Below are 20331 nucleotides of genomic sequence, written 5' to 3'. Positions count from 1 at the left end.
GAAAAACAGCCGAAAATGGAGTGAGTTGGTATCGAGGTGATTCCATCTCAGTCTGAACCTTGTTCTTGAAAATCTACTCAAGCGACGCATGGAGATCACCTACTTTGACGCGGATAGCGTTCAAACTCAGTCTAGAATTATCAACGTCTAGAATTATCAACGTCTAGAATTATCAACTCATTGTAGACTAGCTGGAACTCAACGAAGAAGCCAAATCGTTTCGGCTTCTTCAGGGGCACTCAATGCAGGTTAAGGTCGCGCAACTGATTGTCTACGGCATTGAGATAACCGCGATCGTCCAAAGTAGAAGCTGGCAGATGATGAGTATTCACTGCGGCTTGCACAATGTCTTTAGCGCTAACTTTGCCAGTATTATGATCTTGAATTAAGCTGCCATAGCCCTTGATGCTCTGAGACTTGAAATAGCCGCGATAAGCAAAATGTGCAAGATCAGCTGGAGATAATCTGACGGTGGTTTGAGTCGTGCCTAGATTGTTGCTCGCGATCTCTTGGTTGATGCGAGGCTGAGCACTTGCGGGAACAGTTGAAGCCGTGGAGACCAGCATGAGCGAGAATGCTGTCAATAAGAAGCGTTTTATCATCACTCTCCTGAAGCTAGTAAGTGTTTGATAACAACAAGCATGACAAACTAGCCTGAATGCGTTCTGATCAACCGCTGAGAATTGACTGAGAAACTGATCTTAGGCGCATCAGCATAGTTTTCTGAGAAAATGCTGAGTTTGGCATGAGTTTTCTACACGGTTAACTTCACAGAAGGTTTAGTTTCAGTTTAGGTTCCTCTCAACGAAGACCTGCATTCTGGAATTAACTGAACTCCTCAGGAATGAACTTCATGAAACTTACTTCTTTACTCACCACAACTTTCACCACGGTTGCTTTAGTTGGCATGGTCACAATTTGGGATGCTCCACTCAAAGCCATCAATCCTCACCTCATGCAGGCATCAGCAGCTCAAGAAATGAAAGATAGTACAGGCTTAACCCCGTCGCAAAAGATCGCTAAAATTGTCCAGCATAAGGGACAGTTTGGGGGTGGTGATGAGTTACGACGCTACTTCTTTGGCGATTTAGAGCCAGTCTCCGTGCAACCTGGTGGTGCAGGTATGGTGGTCAATCTCTACAACAAAGCCAACAATACTACATTTGCTTACTGTGCAACCTATGATGTGGTTGTGGCAGTTAAGTCGGGTCGTGTTACACAATTTGCATCTAGTGAAGTGAAGTAACGGGGCTGTTTCTTCTCGTACTTGGAAAGGCTTCATCAGTGAAGAGACATGATCACCAAAGCACCATCTTACTTCTTGAATCAAATTGTGATGAACTTCAGAAAGGGAACGAGATCGCATCAAAAAGTCCCAGGGCAACTGTACCTCTGGATGGCTATTTTGATTTTCGGTGCTTCAAGTGCGGTCACGCGCAAGCTCGCCGAAATTGGTGCTATCATTCTGCTCGGACTATTCTTCAGTCAAATTGGTATTCGTCAGATCTGCCGACGGACAAAGTGCGATCGCACAATGCAGCAAGCCGAGCAAATGGGCATCGAAATGGATCTGGGCTTTAGAGGAGTCTAATCCTTTAGCTTCTTTGAATATCAGTTTGGGCTTCCTAAATCTGAGTTATTTTTTCAACAAGCTGTCTGGAATTACCTTATCGTTATCGTTTTTGCGCGACTGATGCGCCACTGTCGAGAATGGAAGACGGTGTAGTCGAAACCGTATGGCAGTGGTGCAGAGGAAAAAATCGCGCAAGCCTTGATTGTGCCCACAACAGCAAGTTGGGTGTTGTTGTGGGCGTTGTGTGTATGATTAGAAACAGAATGCTCTGTCAGTGTCAGCATTTCGATGATGCGGCGAACATGGGCGTAGATGAATTTGAGCATTAAAAAAATATTTAGGGCAACTGAAGCCGAAACCGAACGCTGCTGAGATGCATTTGGACATAACGCGATCGCAGCACCATCGTTCGTCTATAGATCTAAAACATTACCGCCCCTGTCACGCTCATTCATGTTCTCAGTCATCCATGCCAAAAATTGAAACTCAATGGATGATTTCGCGTTGAGAAAGATTTAGAGAAGTTTGAGAATCGAAATCTTGCGCAATCGAGTGTGATATGCTTCATTGGCTTGGATTGGGAAAATCCGGTGCAAATCCGGTACTGTGGCGCAGCTGTGATGATCATCAAATCGAGTCAGAATGCCAATTCCAAGTCAGTCTTCATTCAATTCTCTGCGAACCACGGAGAAGGAGCATATGAGTGAGTTAGTGAGTGCAAACCCCTGTCCAGGGCTATTTTATGAAACGCCTGCCCAAGATGGAATCTTGATGCGAATTCGAGTTCCAGGCGGGATTTTGACTGTAGCGCAGGCAAGTGCGATCGCTGAAATTACCGATCGCTGGAAGACTTCGACGATTCAAGTGACGAATCGTGCGAATCTTCAATTTCGAGCGGTTTCATCGGCTCCAGAAATCTTTGAAATCTTGAAAAATATTGGGCTTGCGGCAAAAAATGCTCAGGTGGATCATCTGCGCAATGTGATGGCAAGCCCAACCGCAGGAATTGATCCAAGCGAATTAATCGATACGCGATCGCTCGTTCAAGACATTGATACTTACATTCAATCCACGCCAGAATTAGCAGGTCTGCCCCCAAAATTTAGTATTGGGATTGATGGCGGTGGGCAGGTGAGTATCGGAACGCGATCCGAACAAGCTTGGCAACATCGATACAATGAGATTCAACTTTCAGCGATATCATCGAATCAGCTTCAGTTAGCTTTTGCAGCAGATAAACAACTGTATGAAACTGGAGTCGTGATTGATGCGACGGAGTGTGTTTCTGCGATCGCAACTCTAGCCAAAGTTTATTTGAGCTATGTCCAACAATCTCAGCGTCCGAAAAAGCCAAGGATGAGAGATATGTTGAAAGATTGGGGGGTTCAAGGAATTCTCGATCGTGCAGGGTTTGCAACCTTCAGCACTGCAATTTCTTTAAAATCTGAGATTGCTTCCCTTATCGGAGTTCATGCTCAAAAACAAGCTGGATTGTTTTATATCGGGATTGCATTACCTTTGGGGCAACTCTCGATCGCGCAATTTCAACACCTCATCGAACTTGCTAAAACCTACGGTTCAGGCGAAATTCGACTAACACCGTGGCAATCGATCATTCTGCCAAATATTGCCGATCCATCTACCGTATTGCAAGAGCTATCTGGTTTCTCAATTGACCCGATTCAATCCTCGATCGTTGCCTGTGCTGGCAAGCCTGGATGTGCTTCTGCTGAGACACATACGCAAGCTGATGCTCATGCTTTGACTCAGTCCTTAAAGCATCCCATTAATGTTCATATTACAGGCTGTCCAAAAGGTTGTGCTCAACCGAGTCCTGCTGATATCACCTTGCTTGGAACTAGGATGGAACAGTCCGAAGCTTACTATCTTTTTGCTGGAGAGGAACTGCTGACAGAACAGCCTGTGTCAGACCTCTCTACGATCGCTCAACTTATCAATGCTCGATATGATTGATTACATTCGCAACGGTGAGGATATTTACCGTAAATCATTTGCCATTATTCGGTCTGAAGCGAATCTCGAACGGTTGCCTGCGGATCTGGCTCACGTCACAGTGCGATTAATTCATGCTTGTGGAATGACTGATCTCGCGAATGATATTGAGGCTTCTGCAGATGCGGTTCAAGCAGGTCGTCAGGCGTTAGCCAATGGAGCCGCAATTTACTGCGATGCTCAAATGGTGGCAAATGGGGTGACTCGAAAACGTTTGCCAGTCGATAATCCTGTGATTTGTACCCTCAATGATCCAATTGTTCCAGAACTGGCGCAAAAGCTGAACAATACGCGATCGGCTGCTGCTTTAGATCTTTGGGACATGAGAGGAGCCGTGATTGCGATCGGGAATGCGCCGACTGCATTATTTAGATTGCTGGAATTGCTCGATGAAGGTGCACCAAAACCTGCGTTGATTTTAGGCTTTCCCGTTGGTTTTGTTGGAGCGGCAGAATCGAAAGCCGAACTTGCAGCCAACAGTCGAGGTGTGCCGTTTATTACCTTGCATGGGCGACGAGGTGGAAGCGCGATCGCAGCAGCGGCAGTCAATGCTTTAGCAAAACAAGAGGAGATATAACTTATGACGGGTCGGCTTTATGGAATTGGAATTGGTCCTGGAGATCCAGAACTGCTTACAATGAAAGCGTTTCGCGTGTTGCGATCGGCGCAAGTTGTGGCATATCCGCTGTCAGATAGTGCTTTGAAATTAGCGCGATCGATTGTGGCAGAGTACTTACACCCGGAACAAATCGAAGTTCCCATGTATTTCCCATTTAAGCTCGAAGAATCTGCACAGCCCTACTACGATAAAGCAGCAGAAACCCTTGCAGAACATCTTCAGCAAGGACGCGATGTTGTCGTTTTGTGTGAAGGTGATCCATTCTTCTATGGCTCATTCATGTATTTGTACAGTCGGTTGTCTGATCGGTTTCCTACCGAAGTGATTCCGGGTGTATCTTGTGTCATGGCAAGTCCAGCGATGTTAGGGACACCTTTGACCTATCGAAATGATGTGTTTATGGTTGTTTCTGCCATTATGTCGGCTGAAGACTTGAAAAAAAGCCTAGCAGTTGCAGATGCAGCCGCGATCATCAAACTGGGACGGCATTTTACAAAAGTTGTGACTGTCCTGAAAGAGTTGGGATTGTACGATCGAGCAAAATACATCGAGCGAGCAACAACTTCTCAACAGCGGATTGTTCCGATTAGTGAGCTTGATCCGGCAGAAGTTCCTTATTTCTCTATGATTGTGATTCCGAGCAAATGGCAACCTTAATTGCAGTCATCGTTTTAGGTCAGGCGAGTGTGCCGATCGCGCGTCAAATTGTCGATGCTCTACCCAATGCGACTTTGTATGGGCTAGAGCATCGCACGACAGGCGTCGATGTTTCTTTTACTCAATTTGGCGAAACCGTTCGAGAGCTATTTACCCAAGGAACTGCGATCGTCGGAATTTGTGCAGCAGGGATCTTAATTCGCACGATCGCTCCCTTGCTGTCAAATAAGTGGCAAGAGCCGCCCGTAATTGCAATGGCTGAAGATGGGAGCGCAGTCGTTCCATTACTCGGTGGATTGCAGGGCGTAAATGATCTCGCTCGCCAAATTGCAACTGTCGTAGAAGTCGTACCTGCGATTACAACCACTGGAGATATTCGATTTCGCACCGCATTGCTGTCTCCGCCTAATGGCTATCGGTTAGTGAATCCCGATGATGCAAAAACATTCCTCGCTGAGCTACTGGCAGGAGCGACAGTTAAAATTGAAGGCTCTGCGCCTTGGTTAGAAAAGAGCCAGTTACCGATCGCGGATGATGCAAAGCTCACGATCAAGATTACAGCAGAAGTAGTTCAAGGCAGTTCAGAATGTTTGGTTTATCAATCTTCTAAGCGGCTTGCCATCATTGGAACAGGTCCCGGATCGGCTGAATGGATGTCCCCTCAGGTCAAAGCGGTACTTCGCAATTCAACCGATTGGATTGGCTACCAAACTTACTTGAACTTAGTTGAGCCACTGCGCACCTATCAGAATTTGCATATATTTGATAATCGTGAAGAGCTAGACCGGGCAGCATTAGCACTCGATCTTGCAGCACAGGGCAGATCTGTTGTAATGGTTTCTTCGGGTGATCCGGGAATCTATGCGATGGCAGCGGCAGTGTTTGAAGTGCTAGAACGCGATGCGAAGCCAGACTGGCAGACGATCGAGATTCAAGTGTGTCCAGGGATTTCTGCGATGCAAGCGGCTGCGGCTCAAGTGGGTGCGCCGTTAGGGCATGATTTCTGCGCGATTTCACTTTCGGATATTCTCAAGCCTTGGGACACGATCGCGGATCGAATTTGTGCGGCTGCGAAAGCAGATTTTGCGATCGCATTCTACAATCCGATTTCTAACACTCGCACCTGGCAGCTTGAAAAAGCAAAAGAACTCTTGTTGAATTATCGATCGCCCAATACTCCGGTCGTGCTAGCGCGCAATTTAGGAAGACCTGGACAGCAAACGCAAGTGAAGAGCTTAAAAGAGTTAGAGCCAACCGATGCAGATATGAGAACGGTCATTTTGATTGGATCAAGTCAGACCCGAATTTTCAATCAATCAGAAAGCAACGTTTGGGTCTATACGCCTCGTCACTATCGAAAAGATTAATTAAAAATTAAAAAAGTTTTCGCTTCCCCGGTATAGTAATGCTACTCAATATTTTCTCTGAGTCGATTCCTATGCCGCATCGTCGTGAAAACAAGTATCTCCGTCCACCTGCCGGTTATACGCCACCCACCGATCCGCATCAACAGGCAATTCGTCCGCCGATTGGCGGGGTCATCCCTTCTCATGATTTGATGGTGCCTCCTCCGATTGTAACGACTCCTCCTCCTGGCTATTTGAGCTATGAGATTAAGCCGCCGATCGGAGGAGTCGCGATTCAGCCATCTTATTTGCCGCCGATTGGCTCAGAACCTTCAACTTTGGTTCCAAGCGCGTCCGTTCAGCCGCCAATTGGGGCTGAACCGATTGAATGTTGTTCGTTTGCGCCGCCGATTGGCTCAGAACCTTCAACCCTGATTCCAAGCGCGCCCATTCAGCCCCCAACTGGTGCACATGCTGCAACGCTGATTCCGAGTTATCAAATTCAGCCCCCAATCGGGGGCGCACCGATGCCCTATCGAACTCCTTAGCGGATGAGGATTAGGAAGGCGGCACATCACCGCCTGCATAGGGTTTCGGCTGCACGTGCAGTTTGGGCGTGATCGTGTCAAAGAGACGATTCGCGATCGCGCGATTTGCAGTGTCTGTAAGATGAATGGCATCTTGGAAGACTTCACCCTGCGTTCCGTTCGCGATCTCAGCTAAATTCAGCGTCGAGAGCTGAGGTGAGCCTTTTTTCACCTGCTCGATCGAGCCTTGAAGCTTGGTATAACCTGATTTGATCTGCTCTGGGTACTGCGACCCCAACTGCTCTAGAATCTCTTTTTCTCGTCCGGCAGGCTTTGCGCTGCGAATCGATACTTCAGGTTGAAGTCCCACAAATAAAGGAATTTTAGCAGCAGAAGTGAGACGTGCCACTTGTTGGAGATTTTGACGATAGCGATCGGTACGTCTTTCTAGCTCTTTGGAATCTGCCGTGAGGTGATCTTGAACAGATGTATCAAATGCGGGCGGAATCATTTGATGGAAGCTAGCTTGTGGGCGTAAGACCCAATATTGGAACCCCTTAACGAGATAGAACTGATCAAAAAAGTTACGGATTCCATTGCCTAAGCCTGCCATCAAATGCCGAGGCGCACTTTCTAACATGGCGTCTGTTCCAGGCATGTCTGCTCCTTCTTGGGCACTCGGAACCAAAAGGTCAGCATAGCCATTCATCAGAACGATCGCATCGGGCTGATAAGGCAAAATTTCAAACGCCAGTTGGGCGAGTTCGTTCCCAGAAGCATAGCCGGGAACTGCGGCATTTACCACGCGGTAGCGGGCTTCTCGAATTCGGGGCGGGAGTTTTAGCGCTTTTTCTAGCTCATCTGCGAAGTAAGGCAGCGTATCCGGTCGAAATTTATTCGGACTCGCTTTCTGAGCCGCGACTTGTTGATTGAGTCGAGTTTCGAGTTGACCCGCGATCGTACTTTGATTGTTGGTGCTCAGTTGCCCAAACGCTGCTGACCCGCCCAAAATGAAGACTCGGACTTCATCTTTGGGTTTATCTAAGCTAATCGGCTGATCGGAGCGGAACCCTTGATCATTAATTTTCCAAGCCGAATTTTGCTGATTGCCGACTAAGCGGTAGCCCATGACAGGACTGCGTTTTGCTGCTAATTGCCCATGATCTGGCAACCCGTCAAAAGGTTGCCCTTTCGCATCTAAAAACTTCAAGCGGTAGGCTGTTAAATTCAGCGGTTCGCCTTCAAAGGCGTTCAACTCTGCGGTTTTGCCTGTAGCACTGACGACCAACCGCGTTAATAATTCCAGCCCCAGTAGAACTAGCGGAATGGAGAGTAAGATCCACCGCTTCGGCACCGCCTTCTTCTTTTGGTATAAAGAACGGCTAGACCAGGAGGACTTTCGGCTAGACCTAAAAAACATTCACAATTCCTCTTTACGATCGCGTTGGGGGTTACGAGAGTCCGTATATTACCCAGGGAGATGAAATTTGATCGAGCGCCTAAAAAAGCCTCGCTGATGCGATGGGCTTCAGTCAAGTTTGTTCGATCGCACCCCTTAATATGTCAGTACTCGGTCACTCGAATCAAGCTCGTTTGCTAATCAGTACATTCTGGTTGATGTGGTTTCAAATCTTACTACTATCCGATGCAATTTGATGATTTATTTTAAATAAATTTGTTGGCATCTACTGCCCCGATTCGCTAAAACCTCGGCAACAAGAGCAATTCAGAACTAAGAAATATTCGAAAAAATAAAGAATTTTCAACGCGATCGTCATCTCTTTCCTCGTTGATTGCCCGTTGATTTTCTAAAAATGGGTTGATCGACGAGCACCGTTCATAGATTTGCTAGTAGTTCATCACAATAGATTGTGAGATTGTGATAAGGAGATAGCGAGCCATCTGAGCCTGGTTTCTCCCCACTCCAAACTCCCCACTTCCCTACGGCAAGATAATTGGGTACACAGGTGAAATGATCGGGAACGCTAGCGGTAAAGATCTAGAAGTCCCGCTATGGAAATTTCAAAATGTTACGAGGTGTTGGGATTAGAGTTGGGCGCATCGATGGAAGATGTTGACGCGGTTTATTCAGCGCGATTAATGCAAGCAATTCGGCAAGAGGCAAAAGAAGAAAAAGCGTTGCTGAAAGCTGCCTATGAACGAATTCAGGAACATATTTATCAGAGCGTCGAGACTGCCCAGACACGAGATCCCATTACTGAGTTATTCCATCGCTTGAATTTAGAACACTTTCAGGTTCGGATTCAGCAAGAAATACTGCAAATTTATATCAAAACAAATGGGAAAGCCGAGGTCGCTGATCGGTTATATCAGCACCTCACTCAATTGGAATTACCAGAAGAGATAAGCAAGATCGTGATTTATGGAATGCGATCGTCGAAAGCTGTTCTTTGGAAAAAGCAATTTGATCTACATGTGATCGAGAAAAATGATTTAGATCTGTATTCGTTTAAAAATCGCTATGTGTTGTTCTTAGCCTTTCCGATCGCAATGAGTTTAGCTGTTTTGCTGCATACGATCGGCTTTCACCGGGTATTCATCTTTTTGCAAATTTGGATCCATGAATTTGGACATGCCACGATCGCTTGGTTTTCAGGACGACGGGCACTGCCTTTGCCCTTTGGCTGGACAACTGTGATTCCTGAGCGATCGCTGTTTGTGTATTTTGGGGGATTGATCCTCCTAGGTTTGCTGTTTCGAGCAGGATGGCGGGAGAAAAAGCGATCGACGATGATTGTGGCGATTGTGTGTGCGGTGATTCAGTTTGGCATGACTTGGCTGTTGCCAGAAGACACCTTTGATATGTGGCTGTCTTTTGGAGGAGTGGGCGGAGAGTTTTATTTGAGTGCTTTGCTGATTGCTGGTTTTTACTTTCGGCTTCCCGATTACTTTCGATGGGATTTCTGGCGATATCCTGCAATGTTTTTGGGAGCAAATACGTTTTGGACAATTTTCTCGTTTTGGCGATCGGTAAAACAGGGAACTGAATCGATTCCGTGGGGGTCGCTGATTGCTGGTGATTCAGTTGGCGATATGAATCAACTCAGTGAGATTCATAACTGGAGCAATGCCCAAATTATCAATACTTATACGGGGTTGGGAAATCTCTGTTGGTTAGTCCTGTTGGGCTTGTACATTTTCTTTGTGATCAAACATCGACGTTGGATTTTGGAACGAATTGTGAGCAAGCCACTTTAGTCGTTATTCTGAGCTTACAAATTGAGCAGCGATCGTGCTAAGAGTACGATCGCTGTTTTTTCTGTTACGACTTGCTAGCTTTATTGAAGCAGGAAGAAAAGCTTAGCTTGGAACTTGTACCAATCGAGAAACTGATTCTCCCAATCGCGTAAAATCCTTAGCGTTCAGGGTTAGAAGCGTATCAACTTCGGCTTTCAAGGCAGCTTGAGCAATCAGCGCATCATAAACGCCTCCACCTGCACGTCCCATATTGACCATTTGAGCTATCGCAGCTTGATAATCCTCTATCGTCAATACGATCGCTTCAAATGAACTCAAAGTTTCTGTGATCAAGCGTTGTGCTTGTGCTGGACTAATCCGAGGACGAAGCGGCAAATTTGTCAAAGTCGAAAAGCACTCAGCGTAAGACCGAATCGCAATCACACCTTGAATTTCACCTGACTTAACCTGCTCTAACCAAGGAAGACATTCCGAATGGCGCGGATGCACAGGCACGATCGCTGCAATGACAACAGACGTATCAAATAAAACTCTTACCAAGCTTCTAACTTCCTATCTCGTATTGCTCGATCTTGCTCAACTGCAAACTCAATGTCTTCAGGTGTTACCCCCTCATCAAGTGTCGCTTTTACGACTAAAACTCCATTCACATACTCAAATAAATCCTCGTCTGCAACATAGTGACTCTCTGACTTATGCTGCAAATCCTGAATAAATCCCATCACCTGCACACAATCTTCTTCGCTCAGATTGGCGATCGCATTCTGCAAAGATTCCTTGATTGGCGACATGATATCTACTCATACGCATATTCTCTATTCTAACAAAATTCTCATGAGATCGCGCTGCTGGTAAAGTTGAGACAATCTGGTATTTTTGCTGTCATGGACTACACACCGCAAATTCGAGAACTGATGCGATTGCGTCAAATCAAAACCTTTCGCGAATTACGCGATCGTACGGGCATCTCTGAGAAACAGTTACTCAAAATCCGCAAAGGCGAATTTCAACAATTAAAGCTCGAAACCCTCACGCAGTTTGCGATAAAGTTAGAATTGAGCCTAGCAGATTTACTAGCACTGTTCGAGCTGATTCCATCGCTGCAAAAAGAATATGATCGGCTCAAAGCACAGCTATCTGAACAACGAGAAACTTTACTACAAGAGTTCCAACAATCGAGTCTACAAACTTTAGAACCTTGGTTACTGCAATGGTCTGCTGCTGCTTATGCGGCTCAGCAAAATCCGCAAGCACCTGCGGTGAAGCTTTTACCCTTAGTTCGTCCGATTGAGCAGCTTTTACAAAATTGGGGAATTGAGCAAAGCGCGATCGTCGGTTCTGAAATTCCATACGACCCGCAGCAGCATCAATTGATGGGCGGCATGGCTGAAGCTGGTGATTTAGTTCGAGTGAGATATGCAGGATATCGGCAAGGAGAACGATTGCTCTATCGTGCCAAAGTCAGTCCCGTATAATAAAACTACTCTCGTTGGGACTGTCGATCGTATGATTCTGCAAACTTCAAAACGTGATTACACCCCCGAAGAATACCTGGAATTTGAAATTCACTCAGAGGAACGGCATGAGTACATTGACGGTGAGATTGTTCTAATGACAGGTGGACTTCCGAATCACAATAAAATTGCTGGAAATCTTTACATCGCATTAAGCATTGACCTCAAGCGAAAACCGTATGAGATCTACATTACGGATCAGCGACTTTGGATTCCGAAGAAACGTATCTATACCTATCCCGATGTCATGGTCATGCCGCAACCCATTCAATATCAGGAAGGTCGGCGCGATACTTTGATTAATCCTATTTTTGTTGCAGAAGTTCTATCAAAATCCACTCGGAGCTATGACCGGGAGGAAAAGTTTGAAGCTTATCAAACGATCGCGCAATTCCAAGAGTACTTGCTAATCGATCAGTACAAGGTTCAGATTGAGCATCGAATTAAAGACGATAACGGCATTTGGACGACCACAACTTATGAAGATGAGAATTTAGCGGTTTCGTTGAACTCTGTGCCTTGTCAGTTCGTGATTGCAGACTTATACGACAAAGTTGATTTTAGCGCTGACCAAGAATAAACCGCTCTCAAGGATGGGATTCTCGATCGCTGCCTTCTTTCCTGCGACTGATGCTGTTCTCGGTGGAATTTGGTGAACTAGTCAAGGAAACCGAAGATAAAGAGTAATTGCCATGCGTAAGATTAATATTGGTTTGTCGGATGAACAGCGTCAAGGCGTTTGTGAACTGTTGAATCGTGATTTGGCAGACATGAATCTGCTATTGATCAAAACAAAGAAATATCATTGGGATGTGACTGGTCCTGAGTTTCGATCGCTACACCAAATCTGGGAAGAGCAATATACTATTCTGAATGAATCGATCGACCAAGCGGCTGAACGGATTCGCGCTTTGGGTGAGTACCCTGTCGGAACCGCTGCTGGTTTTATCCAATATTCGTCGATTAAGGAACATACTGGTGACGTTCCTTCTTCTTCTCAAATGGTGATCAACCTAGTAGACGATCACGAGCAAATTATTCGCAATTTGCGTCAGCACATTGATCAGTGTTCCGAAGATTTCCATGATGAAGGAACGGCTGATTTTCTCACCGGATTGATGGAAGGACATGAGGAAATGGCTTGGATGTTGAGATCGTTCGTTCAAGGTAAGCGCGTTGAGTCTGATAATGAAACGCCGAACGAAGTCAAATTCCCAGCAGGTGTTGCAAAGTAGTTCGCAAATTTGAGTGAACTTCCTAGTCAAATACCCAGTGCGAGAGTGCTGGGTATTTTATTGGATTTGTTTCAAGAGTTCTAAATGGTTCCGAACAGGTGCGATCGTATTTGCTGCAATCATTCCACTTGCTGCTACCGCAGGTAATCCAATTCCCGGAAAAGTTGAATCACCACAGCAGAGCAAGCCTGAAATGGGAGTTAAAGCACTAGGAAATAATCCATCTGTTGCTCGAATTGCTGCCCCATAAGTTCCACGATGTCGGCGGAGAAATCTTTCGTGGGTTAAGGGTGTTCCAATTAGGGTCAATTCGGTTCTCGATCGAATATCGGGTATTACTCGTTCCAAAGCTTTCCACATCACTTCGGATCGCTGTTGCTTGAGTTCTGGATAAGAGTCGCACTTCTCCCAAATCTCATAGGGTTCATTTCCGGGAGTATAGACATGAATTGCATGTTTTCCAGGCGGAGCAAGTGCACGATCAAGCAAGGATGGAATTGAAATTAGAACAACATTCTGTGGTGCTGTAATGCCTAAGCTCCAATCATTGACAACGATATGATGGCAAGCTAGATGGTCTAAACTTTGTCCATCAATTCCTAAGTGCAAGTGCATGAAGCTATCACATTGCGGAGTATCTTGGCGTTGCTGAGTAAATTCAGAACTGTTGACGAGCTTCAAAGTATCCCAAATTGAGGCGTTTGAGATCACATAGCGCGATCGCAGTTCTTCTCCATTGCGCAACTTTACTCCCACTGCTTTTTGATTTTCGACTAAGACTTTCTCAACGTGAGCATTGAGGCGAATCTTGCCGCCGAACTTTTTCAATCCTCGAACTAAAGCATCGACGATCGCGCCACTTCCACCTTTTGGATAGTCAAGCTGCACATTCGGGCGATACCAATCTGCAAACATAAAAGCGACTTCAGCCGCATTGGTACTCTCGGCGGGTAATCCTGATAGTAAAAAGCAAAGTAAATCCATCCAGTTGCGAATAAATGGATCACTCACAACTTTATCCATGACAGGCGAAAACGCTCCTGTAATTTGAGAAAGTCCGATCGCATTTTGCAGCATCTTAGGAAGATATTGTCCAACACTCAGTAAGGCTCCGAAATCATATCGAACAGCGGCAGGTGGAAGCGCGATCGCGGCTTTTGCCAAAGGAGCCATGACCTGTTGTAGTTTTTTCCACTCAGCGACTGCATTTTCGCCTCGGAGTTGCTGTAAAACCTCACAAAACTGTTCTGCCCCGACTTGCGTATCAAACGCGCCTTCAGGCAGACAACATCCCCAAGTGTCGTAATTCAGCCATTCGATATCTTCGTCGATCGCATCTAAGACTTGCCGCAACGGATTCGGAGATGGACTGTAGGACATGCCCGAGTAGAGCGATGGGCCTGAATCAAATTTAAATCCATTGCGCTCAAAGCTGTGAGCGGTTCCCCCTGCGATCGCATGACTTTCGCAAACTAAAACGTCATAGCCATATTTTGCCAAAATCCCCGCACAGCTTAAGCCCCCGATTCCGCTTCCAATGACGATCGCATCTACCATTTTGCACTTCCAATCTTCAAATCTCATTGTAGAAGACGAGATCGTATACCAATCTCCAGCACGTCGTTCTATCTGAAAATGAGATTGCTTTGGTTTTGAGATGGAGCGATCGCACTTTGAAGGAGAATGATCCGGTTTACTCTTCGATGAATCGATCGACCTGTAGCTCAAATCCAGGTAAAACTGTCTCGCCTGAAAGTAGAGTGGGCAGCGATCGTACTTCTTTTTCCTGTCCTTGCCGATAGATCTCGACTTGTTGATTTTGGGGATTGAGCAACCAACTGAGTCGGACTCCGCTTTCGAGATATTCCTGCATTTTTTCTTGCAAAGTTGTGAGATTATCAGTCGCCGATCGCAATTCGATGACAAAATCTGGAGCAATGGGCGGAAATTTCTTGCGTTGTTCTGGGGTGAGGGCTTGCCATCGAGACAATTCGACCCAGGCTGCATCAGGAGAGCGGCTCCCACCGTTAGGAAGCCTGAAAATCGTTGAAGAACTAAAGACTTTTCCGAGTTGAGTTTGGCGATTCCAGTTTCCTAAATCAATGATGTAATCTGCTTCTCTCTCTCCACTTTCTCCACCCACGGGGGGCATAACAATCAAGGCTCCTTTTGCGTTCTGCTCAATGTTCCATTCGGGATTGTTGATGCAGAGTTGATAAAACTGCTCATCGGTGAGATGAACGTGCTGGAGATCTAGCTTTAGAGGAAGAGTGAGTTCCATGTTGGGTGTCTCCGTTGCAGAATTGGACATCAAGAGGGACGATCGCAGGTTGAGCAAGCGTTTCTTTTATCGTACTGCTGCCATTGTGAGATGAAACGCGGATGCTTTGCGGAAACCATTGGGTTCTGTAAGTATAAAAGAGATATCCCCCGTTCAGAATTTTTTAGATGAGTCCTGAAACGCCTGTTGATTTCTTCATCAGCTACAATCACCACGATCGAGGATTTGCAGAATGGATTGCTTGGATTCTTGAAGCGGAAAACTATCGTGTCGTCATTCAGGCATGGGACTTTGGCGCAGGTGGGAATTTTGTGCTTGATATGCAAAAGGCGGCATCGGAAGCGAAACGGACGATCGCGGTGTTGTCGAAGCATTCTCTGGAGTCGGGGTATGTGCAGGCAGAATGGGCGGCGGCGTTTGCAAAAGATCCAATGGGGATGGAACGATCGCTGATTCCGATTCGGGTGGGGGAATGTACGCCACAGGGATTGTGGGCGCAGATTGTCTATGTGGATTTGGTGGGGGTGGAGGAGGCAGAGGCGGAAGAACGGGTGGTGCAGGCGGCAAAACGAGCGGTGACGGAGGAGCGGGGGAAGCCTTCCGAGAAGCCGGAGTATCCTCGATCGCAGATTGAATCGAAGCCTGTTTATCCGCCGAGTATTCCAGAGAATTTGCCGCGTTTGAGTGATGTGTTTGTTGGGAGAGCGGAAGATCTCGAGAAGCTGCATGAGCAGGTGAAGACTGGCAAGCCGACTGCAATTTCGGCGATCGCGGGAATGGGGGGAATTGGTAAGACGGAATTGGCGGCGCACTATGCGAGTCAGCAGCGAGATTTGGGGGGTTATCCGGGGGGTGTTTTGTGGTTGAGCGCAAGAACGGATCTGAGTAAGCAAATTATTGAGTTTGCGCGGGGTCAGTTGCAGCTAAATATTCCAGAGGATGTTGAGCCTGAGAGGAAGGTGCAGGACATCTGGAAGCAATGGCAGCAGAAAGAGACTCTGATTGTGCTGGATGATGTGCAGGATTATGGGGCGATTCGACGGTTTCTGCCGCCACAGCGATCGTATTTTAAGGTTTTGCTGACGACGCGATCGCGCTTTGGATCTCCGGTGCAAAATTACGAAATCAAGGTACTGAGTGAGGCGGCATCGTTGGAGTTGTTGAGGTCGCTGGTGGGGGATGGGCGAATTGATCAGGATTTGGATACAGCGAAGCGGGTATGTGAGTGGTTGGGCTATTTGCCGTTGGGATTGGAGCTAGTGGGGCGGTATTTGGCGCGGAAGCAGGGAACCTCGATCGCGAAACTGTGGGAGCGATTGCAAGCGCAACGGTTGGCGGCGAAAGCGTTACTAGAAGCTGAATCAGGGATGACCGCACCTTGGGGTGTGGTGGCAGCGTTTGAGTTGAGTTGGCAAGAGTTGAACGAGGACGCGCAGCGATTGGCGATGCTCTTGAGTTTGTTTGCGTTGGCTGAGATTCCTTGGTCGCTGGTGCAGGCTTGTTTGCCGGATGCGGATGAAGAAGAATTGGAAGATTTACGAGATCAACAGTTAGTAAATCTGAGTTTGCTGAATTTTGAGCGGGATGGGATGTATCAGATCCATCAGTTGTTGCGAGAGTTTTTTGCGGTGAAGCGATCGACGATGCCAGAAGAGGAGGCGATGAAGCGATCGTTTTGTGCGGTGATGAGCGAGATTGCACTGCAAATGCCGAGCGATTGGACACTTTCATCGATCGAGCAATTTTCAGATGCAATGCCACACCTGAAGGAAGCAACGACGACTCTGGAACCTTGGCTAGTAGACGATGACATCCTTAGCCCTGCAACTCGACTGGGGCAGTTTTATGAGGGACAAGCAGCGTTTGCGGAAGCGGAGGAATGGTATCTGCATTGTCGATCGATCTCAACTCAACGACTCGGAGAATCGCATCCCGATGTGGCAACAAGTCTGAACAATTTGGCAGCACTCTACTATTCGCAAGGACGGTATGAGGAAGCCGAACCGCTCTATGTCCAAGCTTTGGAATTAAGCCGAACACTGCTGGGAGAATCGCATCCCGATGTGGCAAGGAGTCTGAACAATTTGGCAGAACTCTACGGTTCGCAAGGACGGTATGAGGAAGCCGAACCGCTCTATATGCGATCGTTAGCAATTAGTGAACGTGCTTTAGGAGTTTCTCATCCAACAACCATGACTATCCGCCAAAATTATTCAACCTGCCTCAAGTCAATGGTGTCGGCTTTCAATTCATCTACATCAATTCTCTAACAAATTCTTCGTAGAGAATCGAACATCCGAACTCTCCGATATCCGACAACACGATCAATCCTTCAAAAGCTACAAAGTGCATCAGACGAGGGTTGATTTTGGATTGGGAAAAGAGCGTTGGGGTTGCTTGCTGGACAGTTCGTAGTGCAAAGTCGATCGAACTTTCTAGGCAGCAAAGCGATCAGACAAATCTTGCCAGTACAATCAAATCAGACGCGATCGGAGACACTCATGAAAGCATACGAATTTCCAGCCCACATCACCGCCGATGGAAAACTAGAACTCCCCGAAGCCGTATTACCAAGCGAACTCAACAATCAAGCCGTTAGAATCATCGTCTTAACGAACGACACAGATTCCACCTCAGAACAGCCCCAATGGCAAAACCTCACCGCAACCCAATTCTTAGCTGGGTATGACTCCGTTGATGCCATCTACGATGAGATCTAAGCAGCGCCCACTTATTCATCCGGTGAAGTTCTCCTACTATCATTTCCCTTCACCAACACCACAGAAGTAAAACGACGACCCGCCCTTGTCCTACTCGACACCGGAGACAACGATCTTTTAGTTGCCCGCATCACTGGACAACTCAACCAAACCCCATTCGATCTTGAACTTCAAGAATGGCAGCAAGCAGGATTGAGAATTCCCTCGATCGTTCGGCTTCACAAACTTGCAACCCTAGAGAAAAAATTAGTCCAGCAATCACTCGGAACCCTAACGGCTTCAGATTTTCAGCAAATGCAAACCAAACTGCAAGTCTTAATCCAGTCGATCCACTCAACAGCCTGGTATTTTCAGCCAGCAATCTTAGAGCAACGATCGCACATCCAAGCAAAAGTAACCGCGATCGCGCATCCTCATAACAACCTGCGATCGTGACAAAACTAGAAATAGACTAAAATTGAGCGAACGGACACCCAAGAGCGATCGCGCATCATCGTATGGAAAGCAATGAGCTAAAACAACTAGTGAAAGAGAGCTTAAGAGAAGTGCTTCGAGAAGAACGCCTCAAACTCTGCCAAGTTCTCATCCCCTACGTCAGTGACAAAGAGATGCAAGAAATCCAAACCAAACTCGGTTCACCTGCTGAACACAAAACCACAGAATTTATCAACATGACCGACTGGGTAAAGAATGGAACTCGTCCTCAGTAAAGCCTCAATCAAATTCTTGGAAAAACTCTCTGCCAAAGAAACCGAAAAACTCCAAGACAGACTGGCACACCTCTTGCAATCGATTGAAGCTGAAGGAATCATTCCCTTCAATGAGTTGGACATCAAGAGTCTGAAAGGAGACTGGAAAGGATTCTTCAGGATGCGGGCGGGAAAAGTCAGAGTCATTTTCACGATCGATACCGAAGCAGACGAATTGCAAGTCTACGACATCGACTTTCGAGGCAACATCTACAAACCCTTATCTCGTGGTGCAACTCGCACTCGCTTAGAAATTTAAAGTACGCGACTGCTGTACAGAGCGATCGCCCTCAGCGCAATTGATGTTTTTCGGTTTGTGTCTCATTGAGTAGAGGATGAGATTTGAATTGAAGAATTCCGTACACTAGAAACGTGTGTGCATTGCAATTTGCTATGACGTTGCCGATCGGTTCTTCCACTCCTGCTCTCTTTCAAACGCTGTCACTGGTCGCCGACCCGATCGCATTCTTCGATCGACAATCCGTTCAGTACGGCGATACGTTCACCACAAGAGTTCTCGGCTTAAATTCCCCGCCTGTCGTGTTTCTTAGCCATCCTGATGCGATTCAAGCTGTATTTACGACTTTGGCAGATGCCTTTGAGTTTGGCAAAGTGACTGATGTATTTCGTCCCCTGGTTGGGAATGAATCGTTGATCATGCAAGAAGGTGCAAGGCATCAACGCCAAAGACAATTATTGATGCCTGCTTTGCATCGCGAACAGTTGCATAGTCAGGGGCATTTGATTTGTCAGTTGGCGCAGAAGCGCATGATCGACTGGAATGTGGGAGAAACGATCGCTCTGCGATCTGAAATGTCGGAAATTTCGCTGCAAGTGATTCTACAAGTCGTGTTTGGATTGGTTCCAGGCGCGAGATATGAGCGGTTAAAGCAGTTACTAGCTCAATTACTCGAAGCGATTACTTCGCCGCTGTATTCGACTCAGTTCTTTTTCCCCATCTTGCAGCAAAACTTGGGAGATTGGAGTCCTTGGGGCAAATTTCTCGACCAAATGGCTCAGATTGATGAGTTGATTTATGCCGAAATTCGCGATCGACGTTCTCACTCTCTGCAAAATCGCACGGATATTCTTTCTGTGCTGATGACAGCGCGAGATGAACAAGGTGAATCAATGGACGATCAAGAATTGCGAGATCAGTTAATGACTTTGTTATTGCTTGGACATGAAACGACTGCATCGGCTTTGACTTGGGCGTTTTATTGGCTGCATCGAAATCCAAATTGTCTCGATCGCTTACGGCAAGAATTAGACGAATTTGGCGAAAATCCTGATCCGATCGTCCTGTCTCAGGCTCCCTATCTGACGGCAGTGTGTAAGGAAGCATTGCGAATTTATCCGATCGCGCTGATTTCCCAACCTCGAAAAGTCAAACGAACGATTGAAATCGAAGGTTACACTTACGAGCCAGGAACGGTTTTGATTCCTAGCATCTATTTGGCACATCGTAGAGAAGCAACTTACGAGCAGGCGGATCAATTTAAGCCGGAGCGGTTTTTAGAGCGGAAATTTTCAGCGTATGAGTATTTGCCGTTTGGCGGTGGAAGTCGCAGCTGTGTCGGAATGGCGTTGTCGATGTTCGAGATGAAACTGGTTTTGGCAACGGTTCTATCCTGGTATGAGTTTGAATCGACGTTGAACCGAGAGATTCGACCTGCAAGACGTGGCATTACCTTCGTGCCACCGGATTCGTTCCAGTTAAAAGTGGTTCGCGATCGCGCCATCATCCCCGAATTGATTCACAATCCTTAACAAAAAAAGCGAATTTTACGTTACATAAATCATCAATTGGAAATCGGAAAACCTAAATCCCGTAAGATCGGCTTGAGCATTATAAAAGCCATGTTTGGGATAGTTTGT

At 46.6% G+C, this 20331-nt stretch carries 22 protein-coding genes and 1 pseudogene; 17 read left to right on the top strand and 6 right to left on the bottom strand.

What is annotated here, in order from left to right:
• Positions 1–239 precede the first annotated feature (239 nt).
• On the bottom strand, positions 240–566 hold the full coding sequence (locus tag LEPBO_RS43240; protein WP_017285778.1) for a hypothetical protein: 327 nt from the start codon (positions 564–566) through the stop codon (positions 240–242).
• 287 nt (positions 567–853) lie between these two features.
• Between LEPBO_RS43240 and LEPBO_RS0101605 the strand changes: the two genes are divergently transcribed.
• The 7 genes from LEPBO_RS0101605 to LEPBO_RS0101570 all read left to right on the top strand — a co-directional run bounded on the left by LEPBO_RS0101605 (position 854) and on the right by LEPBO_RS0101570 (position 6756).
• Positions 854–1246 carry a hypothetical protein gene (locus tag LEPBO_RS0101605; protein WP_017285777.1) on the top strand — a complete coding sequence of 131 codons (393 nt, stop codon included), beginning with the start codon at positions 854–856 and terminating at the stop codon, positions 1244–1246.
• Positions 1247–1294: 48 nt separating this feature from the next.
• Positions 1295–1591: a hypothetical protein gene (locus tag LEPBO_RS45010; protein WP_017285776.1), complete on the top strand. Its 297-nt coding sequence runs from the start codon at positions 1295–1297 to the stop codon at positions 1589–1591.
• 681 nt (positions 1592–2272) lie between these two features.
• The gene (cobG, locus tag LEPBO_RS0101590; RefSeq protein ID WP_017285774.1) at positions 2273–3547 is read left to right on the top strand and encodes a precorrin-3B synthase; all 1275 of its coding nucleotides are present in this window, start codon (positions 2273–2275) and stop codon (positions 3545–3547) included.
• Positions 3540–4163 carry a precorrin-8X methylmutase gene (locus LEPBO_RS0101585; protein ID WP_036045125.1) on the top strand — a complete coding sequence of 208 codons (624 nt, stop codon included), beginning with the start codon at positions 3540–3542 and terminating at the stop codon, positions 4161–4163. The genes cobG and LEPBO_RS0101585 overlap by 8 nt, the downstream gene beginning before the upstream one ends.
• 3 nt (positions 4164–4166) lie before the next feature.
• Positions 4167–4862: a precorrin-2 C(20)-methyltransferase gene (locus LEPBO_RS0101580; protein ID WP_017285772.1), complete on the top strand. Its 696-nt coding sequence runs from the start codon at positions 4167–4169 to the stop codon at positions 4860–4862.
• Positions 4850–6229 (top strand): precorrin-3B C(17)-methyltransferase, encoded by a 1380-nt coding sequence (gene cobJ / locus LEPBO_RS0101575; protein ID WP_017285771.1) that lies wholly within the window; start codon positions 4850–4852, stop codon positions 6227–6229. The genes LEPBO_RS0101580 and cobJ overlap by 13 nt, the downstream gene beginning before the upstream one ends.
• A gap of 71 nt (positions 6230–6300) precedes the next feature.
• The gene (locus LEPBO_RS0101570) at positions 6301–6756 is read left to right on the top strand and encodes a hypothetical protein (protein WP_026148346.1); all 456 of its coding nucleotides are present in this window, start codon (positions 6301–6303) and stop codon (positions 6754–6756) included.
• Between the two features lie 10 nt (positions 6757–6766).
• Here LEPBO_RS0101570 and LEPBO_RS0101565 read toward each other — a convergent pair whose 3' ends face one another.
• Positions 6767–8089, bottom strand: coding sequence for an SGNH/GDSL hydrolase family protein (locus LEPBO_RS0101565; RefSeq protein WP_017285769.1), 1323 nt, complete (start codon positions 8087–8089; stop codon positions 6767–6769).
• 659 nt (positions 8090–8748) lie between these two features.
• Between LEPBO_RS0101565 and LEPBO_RS35790 the strand changes: the two genes are divergently transcribed.
• Positions 8749–9954, top strand: a complete 1206-nt coding sequence (locus LEPBO_RS35790) for a hypothetical protein (RefSeq protein WP_017285768.1) — start codon at positions 8749–8751, stop codon at positions 9952–9954.
• A 102-nt stretch (positions 9955–10056) separates the two neighbouring features.
• Here the strand turns inward: LEPBO_RS35790 and LEPBO_RS0101555 are convergent, their stop codons facing one another.
• Both LEPBO_RS0101555 and LEPBO_RS0101550 read right to left on the bottom strand, forming a co-directional pair.
• Entirely contained in the window at positions 10057–10494 is a 438-nt protein-coding gene (locus LEPBO_RS0101555; RefSeq protein WP_017285767.1) for a type II toxin-antitoxin system VapC family toxin, read from the bottom strand.
• A complete protein-coding gene (locus tag LEPBO_RS0101550; protein ID WP_017285766.1) occupies positions 10488–10745 on the bottom strand; it encodes a hypothetical protein in 258 nt (85 codons plus the stop codon). The genes LEPBO_RS0101555 and LEPBO_RS0101550 overlap by 7 nt, the downstream gene beginning before the upstream one ends.
• A gap of 93 nt (positions 10746–10838) precedes the next feature.
• Between LEPBO_RS0101550 and LEPBO_RS0101545 the strand changes: the two genes are divergently transcribed.
• The 3 genes from LEPBO_RS0101545 to LEPBO_RS0101535 all read left to right on the top strand — a co-directional run bounded on the left by LEPBO_RS0101545 (position 10839) and on the right by LEPBO_RS0101535 (position 12703).
• The gene (locus LEPBO_RS0101545) at positions 10839–11429 is read left to right on the top strand and encodes a helix-turn-helix domain-containing protein (RefSeq protein WP_017285765.1); all 591 of its coding nucleotides are present in this window, start codon (positions 10839–10841) and stop codon (positions 11427–11429) included.
• Positions 11407–12048 carry a Uma2 family endonuclease gene (locus LEPBO_RS0101540; protein WP_317135178.1) on the top strand — a complete coding sequence of 214 codons (642 nt, stop codon included), beginning with the start codon at positions 11407–11409 and terminating at the stop codon, positions 12046–12048. The genes LEPBO_RS0101545 and LEPBO_RS0101540 overlap by 23 nt, the downstream gene beginning before the upstream one ends.
• A 112-nt stretch (positions 12049–12160) precedes the next feature.
• Positions 12161–12703, top strand: coding sequence for a Dps family protein (locus tag LEPBO_RS0101535; protein WP_017285763.1), 543 nt, complete (start codon positions 12161–12163; stop codon positions 12701–12703).
• Between the two features lie 57 nt (positions 12704–12760).
• Here the strand turns inward: LEPBO_RS0101535 and LEPBO_RS0101530 are convergent, their stop codons facing one another.
• Both LEPBO_RS0101530 and LEPBO_RS0101525 read right to left on the bottom strand, forming a co-directional pair.
• On the bottom strand, positions 12761–14287 hold the full coding sequence (locus LEPBO_RS0101530) for a phytoene desaturase family protein (protein WP_017285762.1): 1527 nt from the start codon (positions 14285–14287) through the stop codon (positions 12761–12763).
• Between the two features lie 109 nt (positions 14288–14396).
• A complete protein-coding gene (locus LEPBO_RS0101525) occupies positions 14397–14984 on the bottom strand; it encodes a Uma2 family endonuclease (RefSeq protein WP_026148344.1) in 588 nt (195 codons plus the stop codon).
• Between the two features lie 167 nt (positions 14985–15151).
• Here LEPBO_RS0101525 and LEPBO_RS35785 point away from each other — a divergent pair, with 167 nt between their 5' ends.
• From LEPBO_RS35785 to LEPBO_RS0101490, 6 genes and pseudogenes are all read left to right on the top strand, one after another.
• Positions 15152–17254 carry a tetratricopeptide repeat protein gene (locus LEPBO_RS35785; RefSeq protein ID WP_017285760.1) on the top strand — a complete coding sequence of 701 codons (2103 nt, stop codon included), beginning with the start codon at positions 15152–15154 and terminating at the stop codon, positions 17252–17254.
• Between the two features lie 231 nt (positions 17255–17485).
• The gene (locus LEPBO_RS0101510; RefSeq protein WP_026148343.1) at positions 17486–17704 is read left to right on the top strand and encodes a hypothetical protein; all 219 of its coding nucleotides are present in this window, start codon (positions 17486–17488) and stop codon (positions 17702–17704) included.
• Positions 17705–17737: 33 nt separating this feature from the next.
• Positions 17738–18139: pseudogene (locus LEPBO_RS41615) on the top strand (type II toxin-antitoxin system PemK/MazF family toxin); the annotation flags it as partial.
• A 62-nt stretch (positions 18140–18201) separates the two neighbouring features.
• Positions 18202–18414, top strand: a complete 213-nt coding sequence (locus LEPBO_RS0101500) for a hypothetical protein (RefSeq protein ID WP_017285756.1) — start codon at positions 18202–18204, stop codon at positions 18412–18414.
• Positions 18395–18712, top strand: coding sequence for a type II toxin-antitoxin system RelE family toxin (locus tag LEPBO_RS0101495; RefSeq protein WP_017285755.1), 318 nt, complete (start codon positions 18395–18397; stop codon positions 18710–18712). Before LEPBO_RS0101500 ends, LEPBO_RS0101495 begins: the two co-directional genes overlap by 20 nt.
• Before the next feature lie 134 nt (positions 18713–18846).
• The gene (locus LEPBO_RS0101490; RefSeq protein ID WP_017285754.1) at positions 18847–20223 is read left to right on the top strand and encodes a cytochrome P450; all 1377 of its coding nucleotides are present in this window, start codon (positions 18847–18849) and stop codon (positions 20221–20223) included.
• Positions 20224–20331: the final 108 nt, after the last annotated feature.

It is taken from the genome of Leptolyngbya boryana PCC 6306 (genome assembly GCF_000353285.1).
GTDB lineage: Bacteria > Cyanobacteriota > Cyanobacteriia > Leptolyngbyales > Leptolyngbyaceae > Leptolyngbya > Leptolyngbya boryana.
The sequence above is the reverse complement of the archived record's forward strand: the minus strand, read 5'-3'. Positions and strand labels throughout refer to the sequence as shown.

Bases quoted from the DNA above. Each gene is read 5' to 3' on its own strand.
- LEPBO_RS43240 (WP_017285778.1), bottom strand. From the start codon at position 566: ATGCTGGTCTCCACGGCTTCAACTGTTCCCGCAAGTGCTCAGCCTCGC.
- LEPBO_RS0101605 (WP_017285777.1), top strand. From the start codon at position 854: ATGAAACTTACTTCTTTACTCACCACAACTTTCACCACGGTTGCTTTA.
- LEPBO_RS45010 (WP_017285776.1), top strand. From the start codon at position 1,295: ATGATCACCAAAGCACCATCTTACTTCTTGAATCAAATTGTGATGAAC.
- cobG (WP_017285774.1), top strand. From the start codon at position 2,273: ATGAGTGAGTTAGTGAGTGCAAACCCCTGTCCAGGGCTATTTTATGAA.
- LEPBO_RS0101585 (WP_036045125.1), top strand. From the start codon at position 3,540: ATGATTGATTACATTCGCAACGGTGAGGATATTTACCGTAAATCATTT.
- LEPBO_RS0101580 (WP_017285772.1), top strand. From the start codon at position 4,167: ATGACGGGTCGGCTTTATGGAATTGGAATTGGTCCTGGAGATCCAGAA.
- cobJ (WP_017285771.1), top strand. From the start codon at position 4,850: ATGGCAACCTTAATTGCAGTCATCGTTTTAGGTCAGGCGAGTGTGCCG.
- LEPBO_RS0101570 (WP_026148346.1), top strand. From the start codon at position 6,301: ATGCCGCATCGTCGTGAAAACAAGTATCTCCGTCCACCTGCCGGTTAT.
- LEPBO_RS35790 (WP_017285768.1), top strand. From the start codon at position 8,749: ATGGAAATTTCAAAATGTTACGAGGTGTTGGGATTAGAGTTGGGCGCA.
- LEPBO_RS0101550 (WP_017285766.1), bottom strand. From the start codon at position 10,745: ATGTCGCCAATCAAGGAATCTTTGCAGAATGCGATCGCCAATCTGAGC.
- LEPBO_RS0101545 (WP_017285765.1), top strand. From the start codon at position 10,839: ATGGACTACACACCGCAAATTCGAGAACTGATGCGATTGCGTCAAATC.
- LEPBO_RS0101535 (WP_017285763.1), top strand. From the start codon at position 12,161: ATGCGTAAGATTAATATTGGTTTGTCGGATGAACAGCGTCAAGGCGTT.
- LEPBO_RS0101530 (WP_017285762.1), bottom strand. From the start codon at position 14,287: ATGAGATTTGAAGATTGGAAGTGCAAAATGGTAGATGCGATCGTCATT.
- LEPBO_RS0101525 (WP_026148344.1), bottom strand. From the start codon at position 14,984: ATGGAACTCACTCTTCCTCTAAAGCTAGATCTCCAGCACGTTCATCTC.
- LEPBO_RS35785 (WP_017285760.1), top strand. From the start codon at position 15,152: ATGAGTCCTGAAACGCCTGTTGATTTCTTCATCAGCTACAATCACCAC.
- LEPBO_RS0101510 (WP_026148343.1), top strand. From the start codon at position 17,486: ATGAAAGCATACGAATTTCCAGCCCACATCACCGCCGATGGAAAACTA.
- LEPBO_RS0101500 (WP_017285756.1), top strand. From the start codon at position 18,202: ATGGAAAGCAATGAGCTAAAACAACTAGTGAAAGAGAGCTTAAGAGAA.
- LEPBO_RS0101495 (WP_017285755.1), top strand. From the start codon at position 18,395: ATGGAACTCGTCCTCAGTAAAGCCTCAATCAAATTCTTGGAAAAACTC.
- LEPBO_RS0101490 (WP_017285754.1), top strand. From the start codon at position 18,847: ATGACGTTGCCGATCGGTTCTTCCACTCCTGCTCTCTTTCAAACGCTG.